This window comes from Methylobacterium terrae (genome assembly GCF_003173755.1).
Taxonomy (GTDB): domain Bacteria; phylum Pseudomonadota; class Alphaproteobacteria; order Rhizobiales; family Beijerinckiaceae; genus Methylobacterium; species Methylobacterium terrae.
On record NZ_CP029553.1, the window covers coordinates 4,016,310 to 4,035,186 of the forward strand.

12 protein-coding genes are annotated in these 18,877 nt (G+C 71.7%); 8 read left to right on the forward strand and 4 right to left on the reverse strand.

The genetic code is table 11. The features are described 5' to 3' along the window. Nucleotides 1-286 precede the first annotated feature (286 nt). The 3 genes from DK419_RS18615 to DK419_RS18625 all read left to right on the forward strand — a co-directional run bounded on the left by DK419_RS18615 (nucleotide 287) and on the right by DK419_RS18625 (nucleotide 5,028). Nucleotides 287-2,752, forward strand: coding sequence for a TonB-dependent receptor (locus DK419_RS18615; protein WP_109960410.1), 2,466 nt, complete (start codon nucleotides 287-289; stop codon nucleotides 2,750-2,752). Nucleotides 2,753-3,037: 285 nt separating this feature from the next. After that, the gene (locus tag DK419_RS29850) at nucleotides 3,038-4,399 is read left to right on the forward strand and encodes an ATP-binding protein (protein ID WP_109962378.1); all 1,362 of its coding nucleotides are present in this window, start codon (nucleotides 3,038-3,040) and stop codon (nucleotides 4,397-4,399) included. Beyond that, on the forward strand, nucleotides 4,396-5,028 hold the full coding sequence (locus tag DK419_RS18625) for a response regulator (protein ID WP_109960411.1): 633 nt from the start codon (nucleotides 4,396-4,398) through the stop codon (nucleotides 5,026-5,028). The genes DK419_RS29850 and DK419_RS18625 overlap by 4 nt, the downstream gene beginning before the upstream one ends. A 125-nt stretch (nucleotides 5,029-5,153) precedes the next feature. On the opposite strand, the gene DK419_RS18630 is transcribed toward DK419_RS18625, so the two are convergent. Further along, nucleotides 5,154-6,434: an FAD-dependent monooxygenase gene (locus tag DK419_RS18630; RefSeq protein ID WP_109960412.1), complete on the reverse strand. Its 1,281-nt coding sequence runs from the start codon at nucleotides 6,432-6,434 to the stop codon at nucleotides 5,154-5,156. Between the two features lie 127 nt (nucleotides 6,435-6,561). Between DK419_RS18630 and tesB the strand changes: the two genes are divergently transcribed. From tesB to DK419_RS18650, 4 genes are all read left to right on the forward strand, one after another. Then, nucleotides 6,562-7,440 carry an acyl-CoA thioesterase II gene (gene tesB, locus DK419_RS18635; RefSeq protein ID WP_109960413.1) on the forward strand — a complete coding sequence of 293 codons (879 nt, stop codon included), beginning with the start codon at nucleotides 6,562-6,564 and terminating at the stop codon, nucleotides 7,438-7,440. 255 nt (nucleotides 7,441-7,695) lie between these two features. Then, nucleotides 7,696-8,034 carry a P-II family nitrogen regulator gene (locus tag DK419_RS18640; protein WP_048435350.1) on the forward strand — a complete coding sequence of 113 codons (339 nt, stop codon included), beginning with the start codon at nucleotides 7,696-7,698 and terminating at the stop codon, nucleotides 8,032-8,034. An 81-nt stretch (nucleotides 8,035-8,115) separates the two neighbouring features. Next, entirely contained in the window at nucleotides 8,116-9,618 is a 1,503-nt protein-coding gene (locus DK419_RS18645; protein ID WP_109960414.1) for an ammonium transporter, read from the forward strand. Between the two features lie 651 nt (nucleotides 9,619-10,269). Then, nucleotides 10,270-12,903, forward strand: coding sequence for a DNA translocase FtsK (locus tag DK419_RS18650; protein WP_109960415.1), 2,634 nt, complete (start codon nucleotides 10,270-10,272; stop codon nucleotides 12,901-12,903). A gap of 26 nt (nucleotides 12,904-12,929) precedes the next feature. On the opposite strand, the gene DK419_RS18655 is transcribed toward DK419_RS18650, so the two are convergent. Next, the gene (locus DK419_RS18655; protein WP_109960416.1) at nucleotides 12,930-14,051 is read right to left on the reverse strand and encodes an NADH:flavin oxidoreductase/NADH oxidase; all 1,122 of its coding nucleotides are present in this window, start codon (nucleotides 14,049-14,051) and stop codon (nucleotides 12,930-12,932) included. A gap of 835 nt (nucleotides 14,052-14,886) precedes the next feature. Here DK419_RS18655 and DK419_RS18660 point away from each other — a divergent pair. Beyond that, nucleotides 14,887-16,116, forward strand: a complete 1,230-nt coding sequence (locus tag DK419_RS18660) for a sensor domain-containing phosphodiesterase (protein WP_109960417.1) — start codon at nucleotides 14,887-14,889, stop codon at nucleotides 16,114-16,116. Between the two features lie 4 nt (nucleotides 16,117-16,120). On the opposite strand, the gene DK419_RS18665 is transcribed toward DK419_RS18660, so the two are convergent. Both DK419_RS18665 and DK419_RS18670 read right to left on the reverse strand, forming a co-directional pair. Then, the gene (locus DK419_RS18665) at nucleotides 16,121-18,031 is read right to left on the reverse strand and encodes a propionyl-CoA synthetase (protein WP_109960418.1); all 1,911 of its coding nucleotides are present in this window, start codon (nucleotides 18,029-18,031) and stop codon (nucleotides 16,121-16,123) included. Between the two features lie 475 nt (nucleotides 18,032-18,506). Continuing rightward, nucleotides 18,507-18,743: a hypothetical protein gene (locus DK419_RS18670; protein WP_208642218.1), complete on the reverse strand. Its 237-nt coding sequence runs from the start codon at nucleotides 18,741-18,743 to the stop codon at nucleotides 18,507-18,509. Nucleotides 18,744-18,877 lie beyond the last annotated feature (134 nt).

An 18,877-nucleotide genomic window follows, 5' to 3' on the forward strand; every position in this document is an offset into this window, starting at 1 on the left:
CATCCCGGACCCGGCCGCCTTGTCTCTCGAAGTCGAAAGCCCGGGACAACAAAGCAATATCAATTGCCAAATATTCCCGGAACAAGTCTCTCAGGAAACTCTCAGTGTTGCCGCGGCGTCACTGCGGACGACGTTCAAGCCCGGAATGTGCCCCAAGACTGCCGAACTGTGCAATGCCCCGTCGGGCGGGATTGCGGCAATATGGTGAAGCTCGCTAATCCTCTTGGCCTGCGAGGCGCCGAACGGCGCCGCGAACGAAGCGCCGGGTGGGGGGATCATGTCGGGCATGGTGGCGTCGCGCTGGGCACTTCTGGTCACGACCGCGCTCGTCTCGGCGGCGCTCGCCGCGCCGGCGCGGGCGCAAGGCACCATCGCGCTCGAGACGATCGACGTCGTGCCGGTGACGCCGGTGGCGGGTGCGGGCGGCACCGGGCGCTCGGCCACGGGCGAGCGGATCGAGGGCGGCGGCGCCCTGTCGCTCGCCAAGGTGCCGTTCACCGTCGAGACCGTGACGGCGAAGAAGTTCGAGCAGGACCGGGCCACCCTCGACCCGACCTTCACGCTCGCCCGCACCACCCCGGGCGTGAACCTGTCCGACGGCCAGGGCAACAGCTTCCGCCAGACCCTGACCTATCGCGGCTTCGACGCCTCGCCGCTGCTCGGCGCGCCGCAGGGCCTCGCGGTCTACCAGAACGGCACCCGCATCAACGAGGCCTTCGGCGACGTGGTGAACTGGGACCTGATCCCGCAGGTCGCGATCAACCGCATCGACATCGTCACCGGCAACCCGATCTTCGGCCTCAACGCGCTCGGCGGCGCGGTCAACATCGAGATGAAGAACGGCTTCACCTGGCAGGGCAAGGAAGTCTCGGTGATGGGCGGCTCGGACGGCCGCATCCTCGGCACGCTGCAATACGGCGAGGTGATCGGCCCCTGGAGCTTCTACTTCGCCGGCGAGGGCCTGCGCGACGCCGGCTGGCGCTACCAGTCGCCGTCCGAGATCGGCCGCGTCTACGCCGATATCGGCCACCGCACCCTCGATTCCGAGTTCCACGTCATCGCGTCCGGCGCCAAGACCTATTTCGGCGCCGCCGCCGCCTCGCCGGTCGACTTCACCCGCAACAACGAGCGGGCGATCTTCACCTACCCGCAATCGATCGACACGGCGGTCGGCCAGATCCAGGTCACCGGCAAGGTCAACATCTCGCCGACCTGGGACCTGTCGGGCAACGCCTATGTCCGCCGCTTCAGCCAGTTCGTGATCGACGGCAACGACGGCAACTTCGAGAATTGCTCGACGCGCTCGAACTTCCGCGGCTTCCTGTGCTTCGAGGATGACGGCTTCTCGGCCGCGCCGGGCCAGACCCAGGCGCAGTTCCGCAACCAGTTCCTGATCCTCGGCCCCCGCAACCAGCAGATCCCGTTCCGGGCCGGGGTGCCCTACGGCACGGTCGACACCGTGCGAACCGAGGCGACGGGCTACGGCGGCACCCTCCAGGCCACCAACCGCGACCGGGTGTTCGACCGCCCCAACACCTTCATCGTCGGCGGCAGCATCGACGTCGCGAGCTATAGCTTCAAGTCGGCGAGCACGCTGGGCGTCATCAACCCGGACCTGAGCGTCACGACGGACCCGAACAACCCCACTTACGGCAACATCCCGGGCCTCGGCGTCGGGCCGATCCGCACCGCCGGCGCGCTCGGCATCGCGCCGAGCTCGGTCAGCGGCTCGAACCTCTACATGGGCTTCTACGCCCTCGACACGTTCGACGTGACCGACCGGCTCTCGCTCACCGCCGGCGCGCGGCTGAACTTCGCCCGGATCGCCACCCAGGACCTCACCGGCTTCTCGCCCGACGTCACCGGCACGCACTATTTCAGCCGCATCAACCCGGTCGCCGGCCTGACCTACCGGTTCTACGACTGGCTGACCCTCTACGGCGGCTACTCCGAGTCGAACCGCGCGCCGACGCCGCTCGAGCTTGCCTGCGCCAACCCGAACCGGCCCTGCCTGCTGCCGAACTCGCTCGTCGCCGACCCGCCGCTCCGCCAAGTCGAGGCCCGCACCTACGAGGTCGGCATCCGCGGCTCGGTGCCGAACTTCTACGAGGGCGGCCTGCTCACCTACAAGCTCGGCGCCTTCCGCACCGACCTGACCAACGACATCCTGCAGGTGGCGGTGCCGGGCAACGCGGCGCGCGGCTACTTCGTGAACGTGCCGGCGACGCAGCGCCAGGGCATCGAGGTCGCGGCCGAGTACACGACCGGGCGCCTGAGCCTCTACGCCAACTACGCGCTGATCGACGCCACCTTCCAGTTCCGCGGCGACCTGTCCTCGCCCAACAACCCCCTGGCCGACGACGGCCTCATCACAATCCGCCCGGGCAACAAGCTGCCGCTGGTGCCCGACCACCAGATCAAGGCCGGCTTCGACTACGCGATCACCCCGTTCTGGCGCTTCGGCATGAACATGCAGGCGTTCTCGTCGTCCTACTTCCGCGGCGACGAGTCCAACATCAACCGCAAGCTGCCGGCCTACTTCACCGCGAACCTCAACACCAGCTTCCAGCTGACGCCGACCGTGCAGATCTTCGGCCTGGTGACCAACCTGTTCAACAACCGCTACGCTAACTTCGGCACCTTCCTCGAGCGTAGCGACGACTTCGCCGGCCGCTACGTGCTGAACGATCCCCGCACCACCACCCTGGTCCAGCCGCTCTCGGTCTATGGCGGCGTGCGCATGACCTGGTAGCCTTTCGCCCGATCCGATTGACACCGGGCCCGCCGGCGGGCTCGTGTCGCGCCAGGGGCGTCCGGAAGACGCTTCAGGGACGAGGAAGGCGCGGGATCCCCCCTCTCCCGTGCGGGAGGGGGGATCCCGCGCTTCTCCTTTTCTCCGCGCAGCCTGCCTATCGCGGGATTCCCCCCCGCGCTCCCCGAGAGCCCGTTGCGTCCGACTTCGCCGCCCCCCTCCGCCGAGCCCCTGCCCGTCGCCGCCCCGCGCCGGCTCCTGCCGTCCCTCTGGTCCGGCCGGCCGATGCGGGCCCGGCTGATGGTCGTCGTCGTCCTCATCAACCTCGTGGCGGCGGCGATCTCGGGCGTGGTCATCATCCACAAGGCGCGCACCGCCACCGAGGTTGAGACCGCGGCCTCGATGGCGGTGGTCGAGCCGCTGGTCGCCGAGACCCTGCAGGCGCTGCAGGACGCGCCGCTCTCCGGCCTGTTCCGCACGCTCGCCCTGCGCTTCCAGGGCCTGCGCCACGTCCGGGTCACCCTGCTCGATGCCACCGGCCGGCCGGCCGAGGCCGGGCCGCGGCGGGAGAGCACGCGGCGGGCGCCCGCGTGGTTCGCCCGCCTGATCGCGCCGCCGGCGCAGCGTCACGAGGTGCCGCTGGTGCTGCGCGGCAGCCGCATCGGCACGGCGCTGGTCACCGCCGAGCCGTCCGACGAGATCGACGAGGTCTGGGGCTACGCGCTCGCCCTCTTCCTCACCGGCTTGTCCTTGAGCCTCGCCATGCTGGCGATCCTGTACGTCGCCTTCGGCCGGGTCCTGAGCCCGCTCGCCCAGCTCGCCGCCGGCCTGACGCGCCTGGAGCAGCAGGATTACGGCGCCCGGGTCGACCGGCCCGACACCCGCGAGCTCGCCGTCATCGCCGGCCGGTTCAACCGCCTCGCCGAGGCGCTCGGCGCGGCCCGGGCGGCGAACCTGCGGCTCCACCGCCGCGTCCTGACCGCCGAGGAGGACGAGCGCCGGCGCACCGCCCTCGAGCTGCACGACGAGTTCGGCCCGTGCCTGTTCGCGCTCGAGGCCAATTCGGCCTCGATCGCCCGCATCGCCGCGACCCTGGAGGAGCCGGCCCGCGCCCGCCTGACCCAGCGCACCGACGACATCGCGACGATCGTCAAGCGGGTCCAGACCATCAACCGGGCGCTCCTCAACCGCCTGCGCCCGGCCGGCCTCGGCCAGGTGCCCCTCGGCCGCTGCCTCGAGCTCCTGGTGCGCGAGGCCGCCCGGCATCATCCCGAGACCGTGGTCGAGGGCCGCTTCGCGAGCCTCAAGGACGGTTACGGCGATCTCGTCGACCTCACCGTCTATCGCTGCGTGCAGGAGGGCCTGACCAACGCGCTGCGCCACGCCGGCGCGTCGCGGGTGTCGGCGGAGGTCGCGGAGCGGGACGGGACCCTGCGGCTCAGCGTCGAGGACGACGGCAGCGGCCTGCGCGGGGAGCGCGGCGAAGGGTGGGGCGAGGGACGGGGCGAGGGACGGGGATTGCCCGGGATGCGCGAGCGGGTCGAGGCGCTGGGCGGCACCCTCGCCCTCGTGCCGCGCGAGCCCGGCACCTCCTTGCGCATCGTGCTTCCCGCCGGGCCCGAGACCCGAGAGGAGGAGGCGCCGTGACCCGCGTCGTCGTGATCGACGATCACCCGATCGTGCTGCAGGGCGCCCGGCGCCTGCTCGAGGATGCGGGCGCCGAGGTGGTGGGCGCCGCCGGCCTCGCCGAAGGCTACCGCGCCATCCTGCGCCACCGGCCCGAGGTGGCGGTGATCGACCTCGCCTTCCCGGGCCGGGAGCTCGCCGGCCTCGCGCTGGTCGGCCGGGTGCGCAAGCGGGTCCCGGCGACCCGCCCGCTGGTGTTCAGCATGCACGCCGACCCGGCGATCGTGGCGCGGGCGCTGGCCGCCGGCGCCGTCGGCTACGTCCTCAAGGACGCGCCGGCCGGCGACCTGGTGCGGGCCTACGAGCAGGTCCGGTCCGGGCGGCCCTACCTCGACGGGCGGCTCGCCACCGAGGTCGCCCTGCTCCAGGCCGATCCGCGCCGCTCGCTCCTCGGCACCCTGAGCGTGCGCGAGCGCCGCATCCTGGCGCTGCTCGCCGAGGGTCGGGGCTACGCGGCGATCGCCGAGGACCTGTCGGTCAGCTACAAGACCGTGACCAATGCCTGCGCGTCCTTGCGCCAGAGGCTCGGGCTGGCGACGCTGACCGAGCTGACGCATTTCGCGGTCAGCCATGCGGGGGACCTGCGGTAGGTTTTCGTCGTGCCCTCGGATCCGTCCGACATGTCTGCCACTCTCCGGGACATCCCGGGGTCCGTGGCGCGGCCCCGGAACGACCACTGAGGATATGTCCACCGCTGGTCCGGGCAGGCGTCCCCCTACAACGCCTCCCCCCGCATCAACCGCGGCTGCCGCCCCCGCAACCCGGCCGCCTCGCGGATGAACAGCCGCTTCAGGCCCGGCAGCCGGTCGACGAGGCCGAGGCCGAGGTCGCGGGCGAGGCGGACCGGCAGGGCGTCGGTCGAGAACAGGCGGTTGAGGCCGTCGGTGGCGGCCCCCATCGCGAGCGTATCGAAGCGGCGGCTGCGCTCGTAGGTCTCCAGCGCCTCAGGCCCGCCCGGATCGAGGCCGAGGCGCATGGTGTCGGCGAGCGCCTCCGCCAGGGCGGCGGCGCTGCGCAGGCCGAGGTTCAGCCCCTGGCCGGCGATCGGGTGGATGACGTGGGCGGCGTCGCCGAGCAGCAGCAGGCGCCGGGCGCCGAAGCGCCGGGCGATGCCGAAGGAGAGCGGATAGGCCTTGAGCGGCGATTCGAGGGCGATGCGGCCGAGCGCGAGGCCGAAGCGCCGCTCGACCTCCATCAGCGCCTCCTCCGGCCCGCCGCCGAGGAGCGCCGGCACCTCGGCCTGGCGCTCGGTCCAGACGATCGAGGAGCGGTGGCCGAGGGAGCCGCCGAGAGAGCCATTCTGCGGCAGCGGCAGCACCGCGAAGGGGCCCGACGGCAGGAAGTGCTCGATCGCCCGACCCTCGTGGTCGCGCTCGTGGCCGACCGTGGCGACGATGCCCGATTGCGGGTAGGACCAGCCGACCCAGCCGATGCCGGCCGCCTCGCGCAGGCGCGAGCGGGCGCCGTCCGCCGCCACGACGAGGTCGGCGCGGATCTGCCGCCCGTCCGGCAGGCGGGCGACGATGCGGTCGGTCTCCGGCACGGCGGCGGCGACCGCGCTCGCCTCCAGCACCACGCCGGCCGCCGACGCCGCGTCCCGCAGGGCGCCGAGCAGGCCGCCGCCCTCGACCATGTGGGCGAAGGGCTCGCCCTCCGCCACCTCGCCCTCGAAGGTGAGGAAGGTCGGCCGCACCGGATCGGCGAGGCGGCTGTCGGTGATCACCATCTCGCGGATCGGCTGGGCCGTCCCCGCCACCGCGTCCCACACGCCGAGGCGCTCCAGCATCCGCCGCGCGGCCGCCGCGACCGCGTAGGCGCGCAGGTCTCCCGGCGCGCCTTTGCGCGCGAAGGCGGGGTCGCAGACCGTGATCCGCACGGCCTCGCCGAGGGCCTGGCGCAGCGCCAGCGCCAGTGCCAGCCCCGGCAGCCCCCCGCCCGCGATCACGATCTCCCGCGCCGCGCCCCGCCGCCCGCTCACGCCGTCACCCTGCACCATGTCGCGTTTCGCCCGCTGCTCGTCCGGTGGGCAGGGCTCATAGCACAGGGCAGGCCCCTTGCGTCGCTTGACGGCGCGCATCGGCCTGCGTCAGCTACGCGCTCCTCCACCAGCCCGGACCAGAACCTTGCGCGCGGTCGCCGACCTCCTCGACATCCTCGACCTGGAACCGCTCGAGCAGAACCTCTTCCGGGGTCGCTCGCCCAAGGATCGCTGGCAGCGGGTCTATGGCGGCCAGGTCATCGGCCAGGCCCTGGTGGCGGCGACCCGCACCGTGCCGCCGGAGCGCCGGCCGCACTCGCTGCACGCCTACTTCCTGCTCGGCGGCGACCCGCGGGTGCCGATCGTCTACGAGGTCGACCGGATCCGCGACGGGCGCAGCTTCACCACGCGCCGCGTGGTGGCGATCCAGCACGGAAGGCCGATCTTCTCGATGTCGGCCTCCTACCACGTCGAGGAGCCGGGCTTCGACCACCAGGCCACGATGCCGCCGGTGCCGATGCCCGAGGACCTGCCCGGCGAGGGCGCGCTCAAGGCCTCGATGCTGCCGCGCATGCCCGAGCCGGTCCGGGCCTATTTCGAGCGCGAGCGGCCGATCGAGCTGCGCCCGGTCGAGCTCGCGCGCTACGGCTCGCGCGAGCCCGGGCCGGCGCGCTTCCACGTCTGGATCCGGGCGACCTCGGCGCTGCCGGACGATCCGGCGATCCACCAGGCCGTGCTCGCCTACGCCTCCGACATGACGCTGCTCGACACCTCGCTGGCGCCCCACGGCCGCACGGTGTTCGAGAGCGAGATCCAGCCGGCGAGCCTCGACCACGCGCTCTGGTTCCACCGCCCGTTCCGGGCCGACGAGTGGCTGCTCTACGCCCAGGACAGCCCGAGCGCGTCCGGCGGCTGCGGCTTCTCGCGCGGGCTGATCTTCACCCGCGACGGCACCCTCGTGGCCTCGGTGGCGCAGGAGGGCATGATCCGCCTGAAGCGGATCGCGCCGGAGGCGGAGGCCTGAACCCGGTATTTGCATCGCGATTGGGCATTTGCCGGTTTTTTGATCTACGTTGCCGCCGCGAGCGGCTTCAATATCCGCAATCGGCCCAGGAACCGGGCAGCTTGTCCGTAGGGCCGGTCCGGATCCGTGGCACGTTCCTTGATTGATGAGCCTTCGAGACCGGGCCCCGGGGTGAGCGTGCTCACCTCAGGCCCGGATCACGCCCCGCACCGGCCCGAGCCGGGGGGAGCGCCAATTCGAAAGGGGGCTCGTCCCATGAAGATCGTCATGGCCATCATCAAGCCGTTCAAGCTGGAGGAGGTCCGCGACGCCCTCACCAGCATCGGCGTGCACGGCCTGACCGTGACCGAAGTGAAGGGCTACGGCCGGCAGAAGGGGCATACCGAGATCTACCGCGGCGCCGAGTACGCCGTCAGCTTCCTGCCCAAGCTCAAGATCGAGGTGGCGGTCGCCGTCGACCTCGTCGCGAACGTCGTCGACACCATCGCGGCCGCCGCCCGCACCGGCCAGATCGGCGACGGCAAGATCTTCGTGATGCCGCTCGAGAAGGCCGTGCGCATCCGCACCGGCGAGACCGACGCCGACGCCCTCTAGGGAGCGTCCGGGCGGGACCCCGCACGTCCCGCCGCCCCCCTTCACACGATTGCCTTCGATTCCATCGGGAGTTCCTCTTCCATGAAGCTTCGCAACGTCCTGGCTCTGGGCCTGGGAGGCGCCGCGCTGGCGCTTCTGCTGGTGGAGCCGTCCCTGGCGCAGACGCCGACCGTCGAGGCGGCGCCGGCCGCCGCCGCGGCGCCGGTGCCCAACAAGGGCGACACCGCCTGGATGCTGATCTCGTCCGCGCTGGTGCTGATGATGTCGGTGCCGGGCCTCGCGCTGTTCTACGGCGGCCTCGTTCGCACCAAGAACATGCTGTCGCTGCTGACCCAGGTCTTCGCGATCGTCAGCGTCGCCTGCATCCTCTGGGTGTTCTTCGGCTACAGCCTCGCCTTCACCAACGGCGGCGGCCTCAACGACTTCGTCGGCGGCTTCTCGAAGGCCTTCCTGCGCGGCGTCGATGCGAACTCCGTCGCCGCCACCTTCTCGAACGGCGTCGTCATCCCCGAATACGTCTACATCTGCTTCCAGATGACGTTCGCGATGATCACCCCGGCGCTGATCGTCGGCGCCTTCGCGGAGCGGATGAAGTTCTCGGCCCTGCTGCTGTTCTGCACGCTGTGGCTGATCTTCATCTACTTCCCGATGGCCCACATGGTCTGGTACTGGGGCGGCCCGGATGCGGTCGGCAACGCCGCCAAGGCGCTGGCCGCCGCCACCGACGAGGCCTCCAAGAAGGCGGCCCAGGACGCCCTCGACGCGGTCAACGCCGATGCCGGCATGCTGTTCAAGTGGGGCGCCCTCGACTTCGCCGGCGGCACCGTGGTGCACATCAACGCGGGCATCGCCGGCATCGTCGGCTGCCTGATGATCGGCAAGCGCATCGGCTACGGCCGCGACCTGCTCGCCCCGCACTCGCTCACCATGACGATGATCGGCGCCGCGCTGCTCTGGGTCGGCTGGTTCGGCTTCAACGCCGGCTCCAACCTCGAGGCCAACGGCTCGGCGGCGCTGGCGATGATCAACACCTTCGTGGCCACCGCGGCGGCCGGCCTGTCCTGGCTCCTCGTCGAGTGGGCCGCCAAGGGCAAGCCCTCGCTGCTCGGCATGCTCTCGGGCGCGGTCGCCGGCCTCGTCGCCGTCACCCCGGCCTGCGGCTTCGCCGGCCCGATGGGCTCGATCGTGCTCGGCCTCGTCGCCGGCGCCGTCTGCTTCGTGATGTGCTCGACCGTCAAGAACGCGCTGGGCTACGACGACTCCCTCGACGTCTTCGGCGTGCACTGCGTCGGCGGCATCCTGGGCGCGCTCGCCACCGGCATCCTGGTCAACCCGGCGCTCGGCGGCGTCGGCGCCCCCGACTACGCGGCGAAGCCCGGCGAGCTGGTGGCCGCGGCCTACGAGTTCGGCCCGGCCTTCCTGGCCCAGGCCAAGGCGGTCGGCTTCACCATCCTGTGGTCGGGCGTCGGCTCGGCGATCCTCTACAAGATCGTCGACGTGGTGGTCGGCCTGCGGGTGACCCAGGACGAGGAGCGCGAGGGCCTGGACCTCGCCGATCACGGCGAGCGGGCCTACAACTACTGAGACGTGGGGGCCGGGGCGTGTGCGCCCCGGCTCAACGGAGAGATTGGAAAGGCCCCGGCGCGGTTGCGCCGGGGCCTTTTTCACATCGCGCACAGGATCGGGAGTGCATCGTGACCGTCACACCGGCGCTCGAAGCGGCATGTGATCTCGCGCGCAAGCGTTGATCGCAGGATCGGCAATGTGGGTTCTCGCGGGAGTCTCTCGCCATCAACTCCGCCTGCGACCTCATCCTGAGGTGCCGCGCAGCGGCCTCGAAGGAGGCCTCCGGCAAGCGGGGAGATACCTGGCGCCGCCTTCGAGGCTCCCTGCGGTCGCATCTCGGGACGAGGTCTCAAGGTGGGATCGAGGACGCGTCGCTCTCCGAAGCGACGATCGCGTCGCTCCTGACATCCGAACCCCGTCCCGCTTGATCGCAGCGATCAAACCTGGATTGCCGAACGCCTCCGGCCGCTCGGATTCGTCCTCCCGGAGGAGCGGCCGTGATGTCCCGCGCGAGGGGGGCGGCGCGGGCCGCCCATCGGAAACTCTAGCAGATCCAGCGCCTTCGCGCCGCTCTCCCGCGATGCCGCAAGAGGCGGTTAGCCTTAAACCACCATTAACCGCGTCACCTCATCCTCACCCTCCAGTTCCGCGTACCCGGTCCAGCCCCGCATGCGTTCGCTTCGTCGCTCGGCATCGCCCTACGATGGCCTCATCGACACGCTCCGCGCGTTCCTGACGCGGCGGGCGACGGAGGTCACCGGCCTCGCCCTGCTCGTCGGGGCGGCGTGCTTCACCGTGGCCCTGGCGACGTGGTCGATCGACGACCCGAGCCTCAACCACGCCACCTCGCGCACCGCCCGCAACCTGCTCGGCTTCGGCGGGGCGGTGGTGTCGGATCTCGGGATGCAGCTGCTCGGCCTCGGTGCGCTGGCCTTCGCGCTGCCGCCGGCGGTGTGGGGCATGCGGTTGCTGCGCACCCACCGGCTGGCGCGGCTGCAATTGCGGATCGTGCTCTGGATCATCGGCTTCGGCGCGGCGAGCGGCATGGCGAGCGCCCTGCCGCCGACCGCGCGCTGGCCGCTGCCGACCGGCCTCGGCGGCGTCGCCGGCGACGCGCTGCTCGCCGCCGCCAAGGCGATCGCGGGGCCGCTCGGCGCCTTCGCGGGCTTCCTCTACGCCGCGGTCGCGGTGGTGAGCCTCACCGCGGCTTGCGGCTTCGGGCTGATCGAGGACGAGGACGGCGACGACGAGGCGGAATCCTACGCGCCGGTGGTGAGCCGCTACGACGAGCGCCAGGGCCGCCGCGCGCCCGCCCCCCACGACGACGAGTCGCCGGGCCTCGGCCTGGCCTCCCTGGGGGCGCTCGCCCATCTCGCCATCAGCGCCCGGAGCGCCGTGGCGCAGAAGATCGAGTCCATCCGGGACGGCTCCTGGCGCCAGGGCGCCGCCGATCCCTATTCCGGCAACTCGCCGGCGCTCGCCGCCCGGCGCGCCTTCGCCGAGCCGGGCGAGGGCGAGGCCTTTGACGAGCCCGAGACGGCCGCCGAGCGCCCCGCAAAAGCCCGATCGGACAAGGCCGGGCGCCGCGAGCCGGTCTTCGCCGACGAGACGCCGCGCCGCGCCGCGCCGGCCCAGCGCCGGGCCGCGTCGACCCTCGACGACGAGCCGGAGGACGAGGCGGACGACGCGGAGCCGGCCACGCGCGGCCGCGTCGCACCCCCTCCCCCGCCGATCCAGAGCCGCCGCGCGCCCGCCCCCGGCCCGGCCTCGGCGGATTCCTACGAGATGCCGGCGCTCACGCTGCTGGCCGAGCCGCGCCATCCGGCGCCGAGCGCCGCCGTCTCGACCGACGCGCTCGAACAGAACGCCACCCTGCTCGAATCGACGCTGGAGGATTTCGGCGTGCGCGGCGAGATCCTCGCGGTGCGCCCCGGCCCGGTGGTCACGCTCTACGAGCTCGAGCCCGCGCCCGGCACCAAGTCGAGCCGCGTCATCTCGCTCGCCGACGACATCGCCCGCTCGATGTCCGCCATCTCGGCCCGCGTCGCCGTCGTGCAAGGCCGCAACGCCATCGGCATCGAGCTGCCGAACACGAAGCGCGAGACGGTCTACCTGCGGGAGCTGCTCAGCAGCCCGGCCTTCGCCGAGACCAAGCAGAAGCTCGCGCTGTGTCTGGGCAAGAACATCGGCGGCGAGGCGATCATCGCCGACCTCGCCCGCATGCCCCACCTGCTGGTGGCCGGCACCACCGGCTCGGGCAAGTCGGTCGCCATCAACACCATGATCCTCTCGCTCCTCTACCGGATGACCCCGGAGGAGTGCCGCCTGATCATGGTCGACCCGAAGATGCTGGAACTCTCCGTCTACGACGGCATCCCGCACCTGCTCTCTCCCGTCGTCACCGATCCCAAGAAGGCGGTCATCGCCCTCAAATGGGCGGTGCGCGAGATGGAGGAGCGCTACAAGAAGATGTCGAAGCTCGGGGTCCGCAACATCGACGGGTTCAACGCCCGGGTGGCGGAGGCCCGCGCGCGCGGCGAGGTGATCACCCGCACCGTCCAGACCGGCTTCGACCGCGAGACCGGCGAGGCGATCTACGAGGACGAGGTCATGGACCTCGCGCCCCTGCCCTACATCGTGATCGTGGTCGACGAGATGGCCGACCTGATGATGGTGGCGGGCAAGGACATCGAGGGGGCGATCCAGCGCCTGGCCCAGATGGCGCGCGCGGCGGGGCTTCACCTGATCATGGCGACGCAGCGCCCGTCCGTCGACGTGATCACCGGGACGATCAAGGCGAACTTCCCGACCCGGATCTCCTTCCAGGTGACCTCGAAGATCGATTCGCGCACGATCCTGGGTGAGATGGGCGCCGAGCAGCTCTTGGGCCAGGGCGACATGCTGTTCATGGCGGGCGGCGGGCGCACGACCCGGGTGCACGGGCCGTTCTGCTCGGACGACGAGGTCGAGCAGGTCGTGGCCCACCTCAAGCGCCAGGGCCGCCCCTCCTATCTCGACGCCGTCACGGCGGACGACGAGGTCGAGGAGGCCGCAGCGAGCCCCGACACCCCGGTCATGGACCAGGGCAGCTTCGGCGATCCGGCGGCCGACCTGTACGACCAGGCGGTGGCGGTGGTGCTGCGCGACAAGAAGGCCTCGACGAGCTACATCCAGCGGCGCCTGCAGATCGGCTACAACCGGGCGGCCTCCTTGATGGAGCGGATGGAGCGCGAGGGCATCGTCGGCCCCGCCAACCACGCCGGCAAGCGCGAGATCCTGATGGAGGACGGGCAGGACGGCTGACGGCCGTCCCGCCCCGAGCCCCGGCCTCAGCGCTGGCCGAAGCTCGCCTCCTTGAACAGGTCCTTGAGGTGGTGGGGCTGCGAGCGCCAGTACTGCTTCGGCGCGCGGACCCGGGCGCCGAGTTCCGCGGCGGCGTGCCAGGGCCAGCGCGGATCGTAGAGGATGGCGCGGGCGAGCGAGATCGCGTCCGCCTTGCCCTCGATCAGGATCGACTCGGCCTGGCGCGGCTCGGTGATGAGGCCGACCGCGATGGTGACGAGGTCGGTCGCCGCCCGCACCCGCTCGGCGAACGGCACCTGGTAGCCCGGCCCGATCGCGATCGTCTGCCGGGGCGAGACGCCGCCGGTCGAGACGTGGATGGCGGCCGCCCCCCGGGCCTTGAGACGCTCGGCAAAGGCGATGGTCTGCTCGACCTCCCAGCCGTCCTCGACCCAGTCCGTCGCCGAGACCCGGGCCCAGACCGGGCTGCCGGCGGGGAAGACCTCGCGGACCGCGTCGAACACCTCGAGCGGGAAGCGCATCCGGTTCTCGAGGCTGCCGCCGTAGGCATCGCTGCGCTGGTTGGCGAGCGGCGAGAGGAACTGGTGCAGCAGGTAGCCGTGCGCCGCGTGGATCTCCGCCGCCTCGATGCCGAGCCGCACCGCCCGCCGGGCGGTGGCCGCGAACCCGTCGCGGATGCGCTTCATGTCCTCGCGGTCGAGCATGCGCGGGGCCACCTCGCCCTCGGCATGGGCCAAGGCCGAGGGGCCCTCGGTGAGCCAGCCGCGGGGCGAATCCGGCGCCACCTGCTGGCCGCCGCGCCACGGCACCTCGCTCGACGCCTTGCGGCCGGCATGCGCGATCTGGATGCAGACCGGCACCGGCGCGTAGTCGCGCACCGCATCCAGGACCTTCGCGAGGGCCCGCTCGGTCCCGTCGTCCCACAGCCCGAGATCGCCGTAGGTGATCCGCGCCTCCGGCGACACCGCCGTCGCCTCCAGGGTCAGGAGCCCGGCGCCCGAGATCGCGAGCTGGCCGAGATGCATCATGTGCCAGTCGGTCGCCTCGCCGTCGCGGGCCGAGTACTGGCACATCGGCGCGACGATGATGCGGTTCTCCAGCTCCAGGCCGTCGAGGCGCAGGGGCTGGAACAGAAGCGGGCTGCTCATGCGGGTACTCCGGGTGGGGATGGCCGCAATGTGGCGTGGGGCCGCGGATCCGGCCAGCGCGATCGATGCAGGGCCCCTGCGCGCGGCGCGGGCGGCACGGCGTGCGCCGGCGCACCGCGGGAGCGCGGAACGCCGAGGGCGGGAGACGAGCCGGGGACGACCGGCGCAGGCGCGACGCGCGAACGGAGCGGTTGCACCCCGACTTTCGCCACGAGCCCGCCGGCGCTCACGGCCCGGTCCGCGCCGCGCAGGCGTCCGGACGGCGTGGCGCCCGAGGCAAGCGTCCTCTCGGGCGGGCCCAAGCTTCTCCTCAAGTCGAAGATCGCTCGCTCGACCCGGCCGAGCGGCACGGGACCGTCTTCATTGCTCGGCCGACGCCATTGGTCGTTCTGGCATCTGGACAAAATCGACGACCGTGGATACCTGGACCGCGAACGGCGACGTCACTCCCGATCGATCCGGTTTCAGCTCACCATGTCATCGCGTCAGAGCCACCGACGACTTGCACGCAAGCACATCGAAGCGGCGAATGGCTTAGATGAAATTTCCTATCCAGAATTAGACGGCGTCGCGCGCTTCTCCGATCATCGTGTGCGGCCTCCGGGAGCATCGCCTGCGCTCGACTGGACTGGCGATCCGCCCACGATGACCGGCCGGTGCGTCGATCGGCTCCGACGAGACGATCGCCGTTCATGCCGGCGCACGACGCGAAGTGCATCCCGCCCTGCCGGCGAGTGGGAACGAAGACTTCTTGTCGTCGTCATGAAGGCTTGCCAAGATCCTAACTTTTGGTTGAATAGCCGAATCGGCGTCGGTCGCCAGGTCGGAACGCCGCATGTCCCTTAGTTCAGTGTTCCATGACCGGTCCGGGAGCGCCCAGGACCAGATCCTGTCGGTTCTCCGCGCGGTCCGCCGGCACCTGTCGATGGATGTCGGCTTCATCTCGGAATTCGTGGCGGGCGATCGGGTCTTCCGCTTCTCGGACACCGAGACGACGCACAACCCGCTCGCGGTCGGGTCCCACGCGCCGCTCGAGCAGAGCTTCTGCTACTACGTGGCCAAGGGCCTGATGCCCGGGCTGATGCACGATGCCGCCGAGGATCCGGTCGCGGCGCAGATGCCGGTCACCCGCGACCTGCCGGTCGGGGCCCATCTGAGCGTGCCGCTGCGCCACGCGGACGGCGAGGCCTACGGGACGTTGTGCTGCTTCAGCTACACGCCGGATCGCAGCCTCACGACGCGCGACCTCGGCATCCTGCGCCTGTGCGCGGACGTCGTCGATTCGATCCTCTGGAAGGACCGCGACGCGGCCCGCGAGCAGGACGCGCGGCGCCGGCGCATCGCCGACACGATCGCGACCGAGGCGGTCGAGATGGTGTTCCAGCCGATCTACCGCACGGCCGACGGACGCCTCGCCGCCTTCGAGGCCCTGGCGCGCTTCGCCCCGATCCCCGGCATGGGCCCGGATGCGTGGTTTGCCGAGGCGGCCGAGGTGGGCCTCGGGGAGGAACTCGAATTCCTCGCCCTGCGCAAGGCCTTGCGCGCCGCCCCTTCCCTGCCCGCCGGGGTCAAGCTGACGGTCAACCTGTCGCCGGCGGCGCTCGCCTCGCCGCGCCTCGCCGAGGCGCTGGCGGGGGCCGCCCTCGACCGGCTGGTGGTGGAGCTGACCGAGCACGCGGCGGTCGCCTCCTACGAGGCGCTGCGCGACGCGCTGGGGCCGTTCCGCGGCCGGGGCCTGTGCCTCGCCATCGACGATGTCGGGGCCGGCCACGCGACGCTCCGGCACGTGCTCGACCTCGCCCCCGAATTCATCAAGCTCGACATGAGCCTGATCCGGGACATCGACACGCATACCGGCCGCCGGGCCCTGACCGAGGCGCTGACGGGCTACGGCCGCCGCATCGGCTGCGAGATCGTCGCCGAGGGCGTGGAGACCGAGGCCGAGTACGCGGTGCTGCGGGGCATTGGGGTCACGCGCGTGCAGGGCTTCCTGACCGGCCGGCCGATGGCGCTCGCCGACGCGGCGGCCCTGCCCCCGTCGGAGCCGGCCGCCCTCGGGCGGTGACGGCCTAACCCAGCCCCCGCTCCCGCAGAGCCCCGCCGATCTCCTCGAGCACCGCCGGATCCTCGATCGTCGGCGGCACCGTCCAGGTCTCGCCGTCGGCGATCTTCTTCATCGTGCCGCGCAGGATCTTTCCCGAGCGGGTCTTCGGCAGCCGCCCGACCGTGAGCGCGATGCGGAAGGCCGCGACCGGGCCGATGCGCTCGCGCACCAAGGCCACCAGCTCGCGCTCGATGACGTCCGGCGCTTGCGCGGCGCCGGCCTTGAGCACCACGAAGCCGCAGGGCGCCTCGCCCTTCAGCGCGTCCCTGATGCCGATCACCGCGCATTCCGCCACGGCGGGGTGGGAGGCCAGCACCTCCTCCATGCCGCCGGTCGAGAGGCGGTGGCCGGCGACGTTGATGATGTCGTCGGTGCGGCCCATCACCGAGACGTAGCCGTCCTCGTCGAGGAAGCCGGCATCGGAGGTGTTGTAGTAGCCCGGATAGGTCGCGAGGTAGCTCTCGCGGAAGCGCGCGTCCTGCCGCCACAGGGTCGGAAGGGCGCCTGGGGGCAGGGGCAGCCTGATCGCGATCGTCCCCATGGTGTCGGCCGGCACCGGCCGGCCGGCCTCGTCCAGCACCTGCACGTCCCAGCCCGGCATCGCCACCGTCGGGCTGCCGTGCTTGACCGGCAGCGCGCCTAAGCCCACCGGGTTGGCGGCGATCGGCCAGCCGGTCTCGGTCTGCCACCAATGGTCGATGACCGGCACGCCCAGGGCCCGCTCGGCCCAGGCGACGGTGTCGGGGTCGGCCCGCTCGCCGGCGAGGAACAGGGCGCGGAAGCGCGACAGGTCGTGGCCCGCCATCAGCCGCGCCTCCGGATCCTCCTTCTTCACCGCCCGCAGCGCGGTGGGCGCGGTGAAGAGCGCCACCGCCCCGGTCTCGGCGACGACGCGCCAGAACGCGCCGGCATCCGGCGTGCCGACCGGCTTGCCCTCGTAGAGCACCGTGGTGCAGCCGTGCAGGAGCGGGCCGTAGACGATGTAGGAATGCCCCACCACCCAGCCGACGTCGGAGGCGCACCAGTAGGTCTCGCCCGGGGCGACGCCGTAGAGGTTTTGCATTGACCAGGCGAGCGCCACGAGGTAGCCGCCGGTGTCGCGCACCACGCCCTTCGGCTTGCCGGTGGTGCCGGAGGTATAGAGCACGTAGAGCGGATCGGTGGCGGCGACCGGTACGCAAGGAGCGCTGCGGCCGGCCTCCCTGGCGGCGGCGACGGCTTGCGCCCAGTCGCGGTCGCGCCCCTCCGCCATCCCGGCGGGGGCCTGCGGCCGCTGCAGGATAAGGCAGGCCTCGGGCTTGTGCGCGGAGAGCCGGCAGGCCTCGTCGAGGAGCGGCTTGTAGGCGACGACCCGGGCCGGCTCGACGCCGCAGGAGGCGGCGAGCACCACCTTGGGCTCGGCATCCTCGATGCGGGCGGCGAGCTCGCGGGCGGCGAAGCCCCCGAACACCACCGAGTGCACCGCGCCGATGCGGGCGCAGGCCAGCATGCCGAACAGGGCTTCCGGCACCATCGGCATGTAGAGCACGACCCGGTCGCCGCGCCCGACGCCGAGGTCCTGCAGCACCGCGGCGAGCGCCGCGACCTCGTCCAGGAGGTCGGCATAGGTGATCCGGCGCTTGGTGCCGGTGACCGGCGAATCGTACAGGATCGCCGCCTGGTCGCCCCGGCCGGCCGCGACGTGGCGGTCGACGGCGTTGTGGCAGGCATTGACCTCGGCGCCGGGAAACCAGCGGCCGTAGACCCCCTCCTCCGGCGCGAAGACGCGGGAGGCCGGCGTCACCCAGTCGATCGCCTTCGCGGCCTCGCCCCAGAACGCCTCCGGGTCGCGCTGCCAGGCGGCGTAGGTCTCCCGGTAGCGGCTCGTCTCCGGCATGGCGCTCCCCCGATGATCCGCCGGTCACCGGCGCTTCCACGGATTGTCCCGGACTCGGCGGCGGCGGGCAAGATGGCGCCACGCCATGCGGCGGACCGGTGCGCGCTCCGGCCCGCCCTCCGGTGCCTCCGCGCCGGGCTCGTTCGGGGCGGCAGGCGCCTGCCCGGGAGGCGGCGTGCCGTCGCGCGCGCCGTCCGTGAGATGCCGGAGGAACGGTGAGGAGCGCACGCCGCGGATCGCCCTTGTAGCGGGCGACGATCTCGACGGCGCCGGCCAGGAAGCCGATCAGACCGACCCCGATCGCGATCCGGTCGGACCACGGCGCCGACAACCATGCCGCGACCGCTCCGGCGCATTGTTCCCGGACCACGAGACCCGTCCCCGCCCCCGACGCAGGGATAGTCTAGACTTGCCCGGGACCACGTCCACGAACTTCAAGTTGCGACCATGGTCGAGGACGGCGGCCCGGCCCGGATCAGAGCGCCTTGCGCCCCAGGGTGGTGAGCGCGTAGGCCTTGTCGTCGTGCTTTGCGGTGGGTGTGAGAAGACCGGTCTCGACGCCGTTTTGCAAGGTCTTCGCCAGCGTGTCCATGGACAGGTCCGTCCGGTTGGCGAGATCGACGATCGTCGCGGGTTCACTGCGCCCGATGCTCTTTACCACGGTCGAGAGGGCGTCGACGCGCGACCCGGCATAGCCCGGTCGCTCCGCCACGTGGCCGTAGCCCTGGCTCCCAGGCTCCTGCATGACCCTGAGGAACGACCCGAAGAGATCGCCGGAAGATCTACCTGACACGATCGTTCCCTCCGCAGACCCGAGCACGCCGACACGAGAACGTAGTTCGCAGC

What these genes read in the sequence shown, in the direction of transcription:
- DK419_RS18630 (WP_109960412.1), bottom strand. Translation starts at nt 6,434, where the DNA reads ATGGTGCAGGGTGACGGCGTGAGCGGGCGGCGGGGCGCGGCGCGGGAG.
- DK419_RS18615 (WP_109960410.1), top strand. Translation starts at nt 287, where the DNA reads ATGGTGGCGTCGCGCTGGGCACTTCTGGTCACGACCGCGCTCGTCTCG.
- DK419_RS18660 (WP_109960417.1), top strand. Translation starts at nt 14,887, where the DNA reads ATGTCCCTTAGTTCAGTGTTCCATGACCGGTCCGGGAGCGCCCAGGAC.
- DK419_RS18655 (WP_109960416.1), bottom strand. Translation starts at nt 14,051, where the DNA reads ATGAGCAGCCCGCTTCTGTTCCAGCCCCTGCGCCTCGACGGCCTGGAG.
- DK419_RS18650 (WP_109960415.1), top strand. Translation starts at nt 10,270, where the DNA reads ATGCGTTCGCTTCGTCGCTCGGCATCGCCCTACGATGGCCTCATCGAC.
- DK419_RS18640 (WP_048435350.1), top strand. Translation starts at nt 7,696, where the DNA reads ATGAAGATCGTCATGGCCATCATCAAGCCGTTCAAGCTGGAGGAGGTC.
- DK419_RS18645 (WP_109960414.1), top strand. Translation starts at nt 8,116, where the DNA reads ATGAAGCTTCGCAACGTCCTGGCTCTGGGCCTGGGAGGCGCCGCGCTG.
- DK419_RS29850 (WP_109962378.1), top strand. Translation starts at nt 3,038, where the DNA reads ATGCGGGCCCGGCTGATGGTCGTCGTCGTCCTCATCAACCTCGTGGCG.
- DK419_RS18665 (WP_109960418.1), bottom strand. Translation starts at nt 18,031, where the DNA reads ATGCCGGAGACGAGCCGCTACCGGGAGACCTACGCCGCCTGGCAGCGC.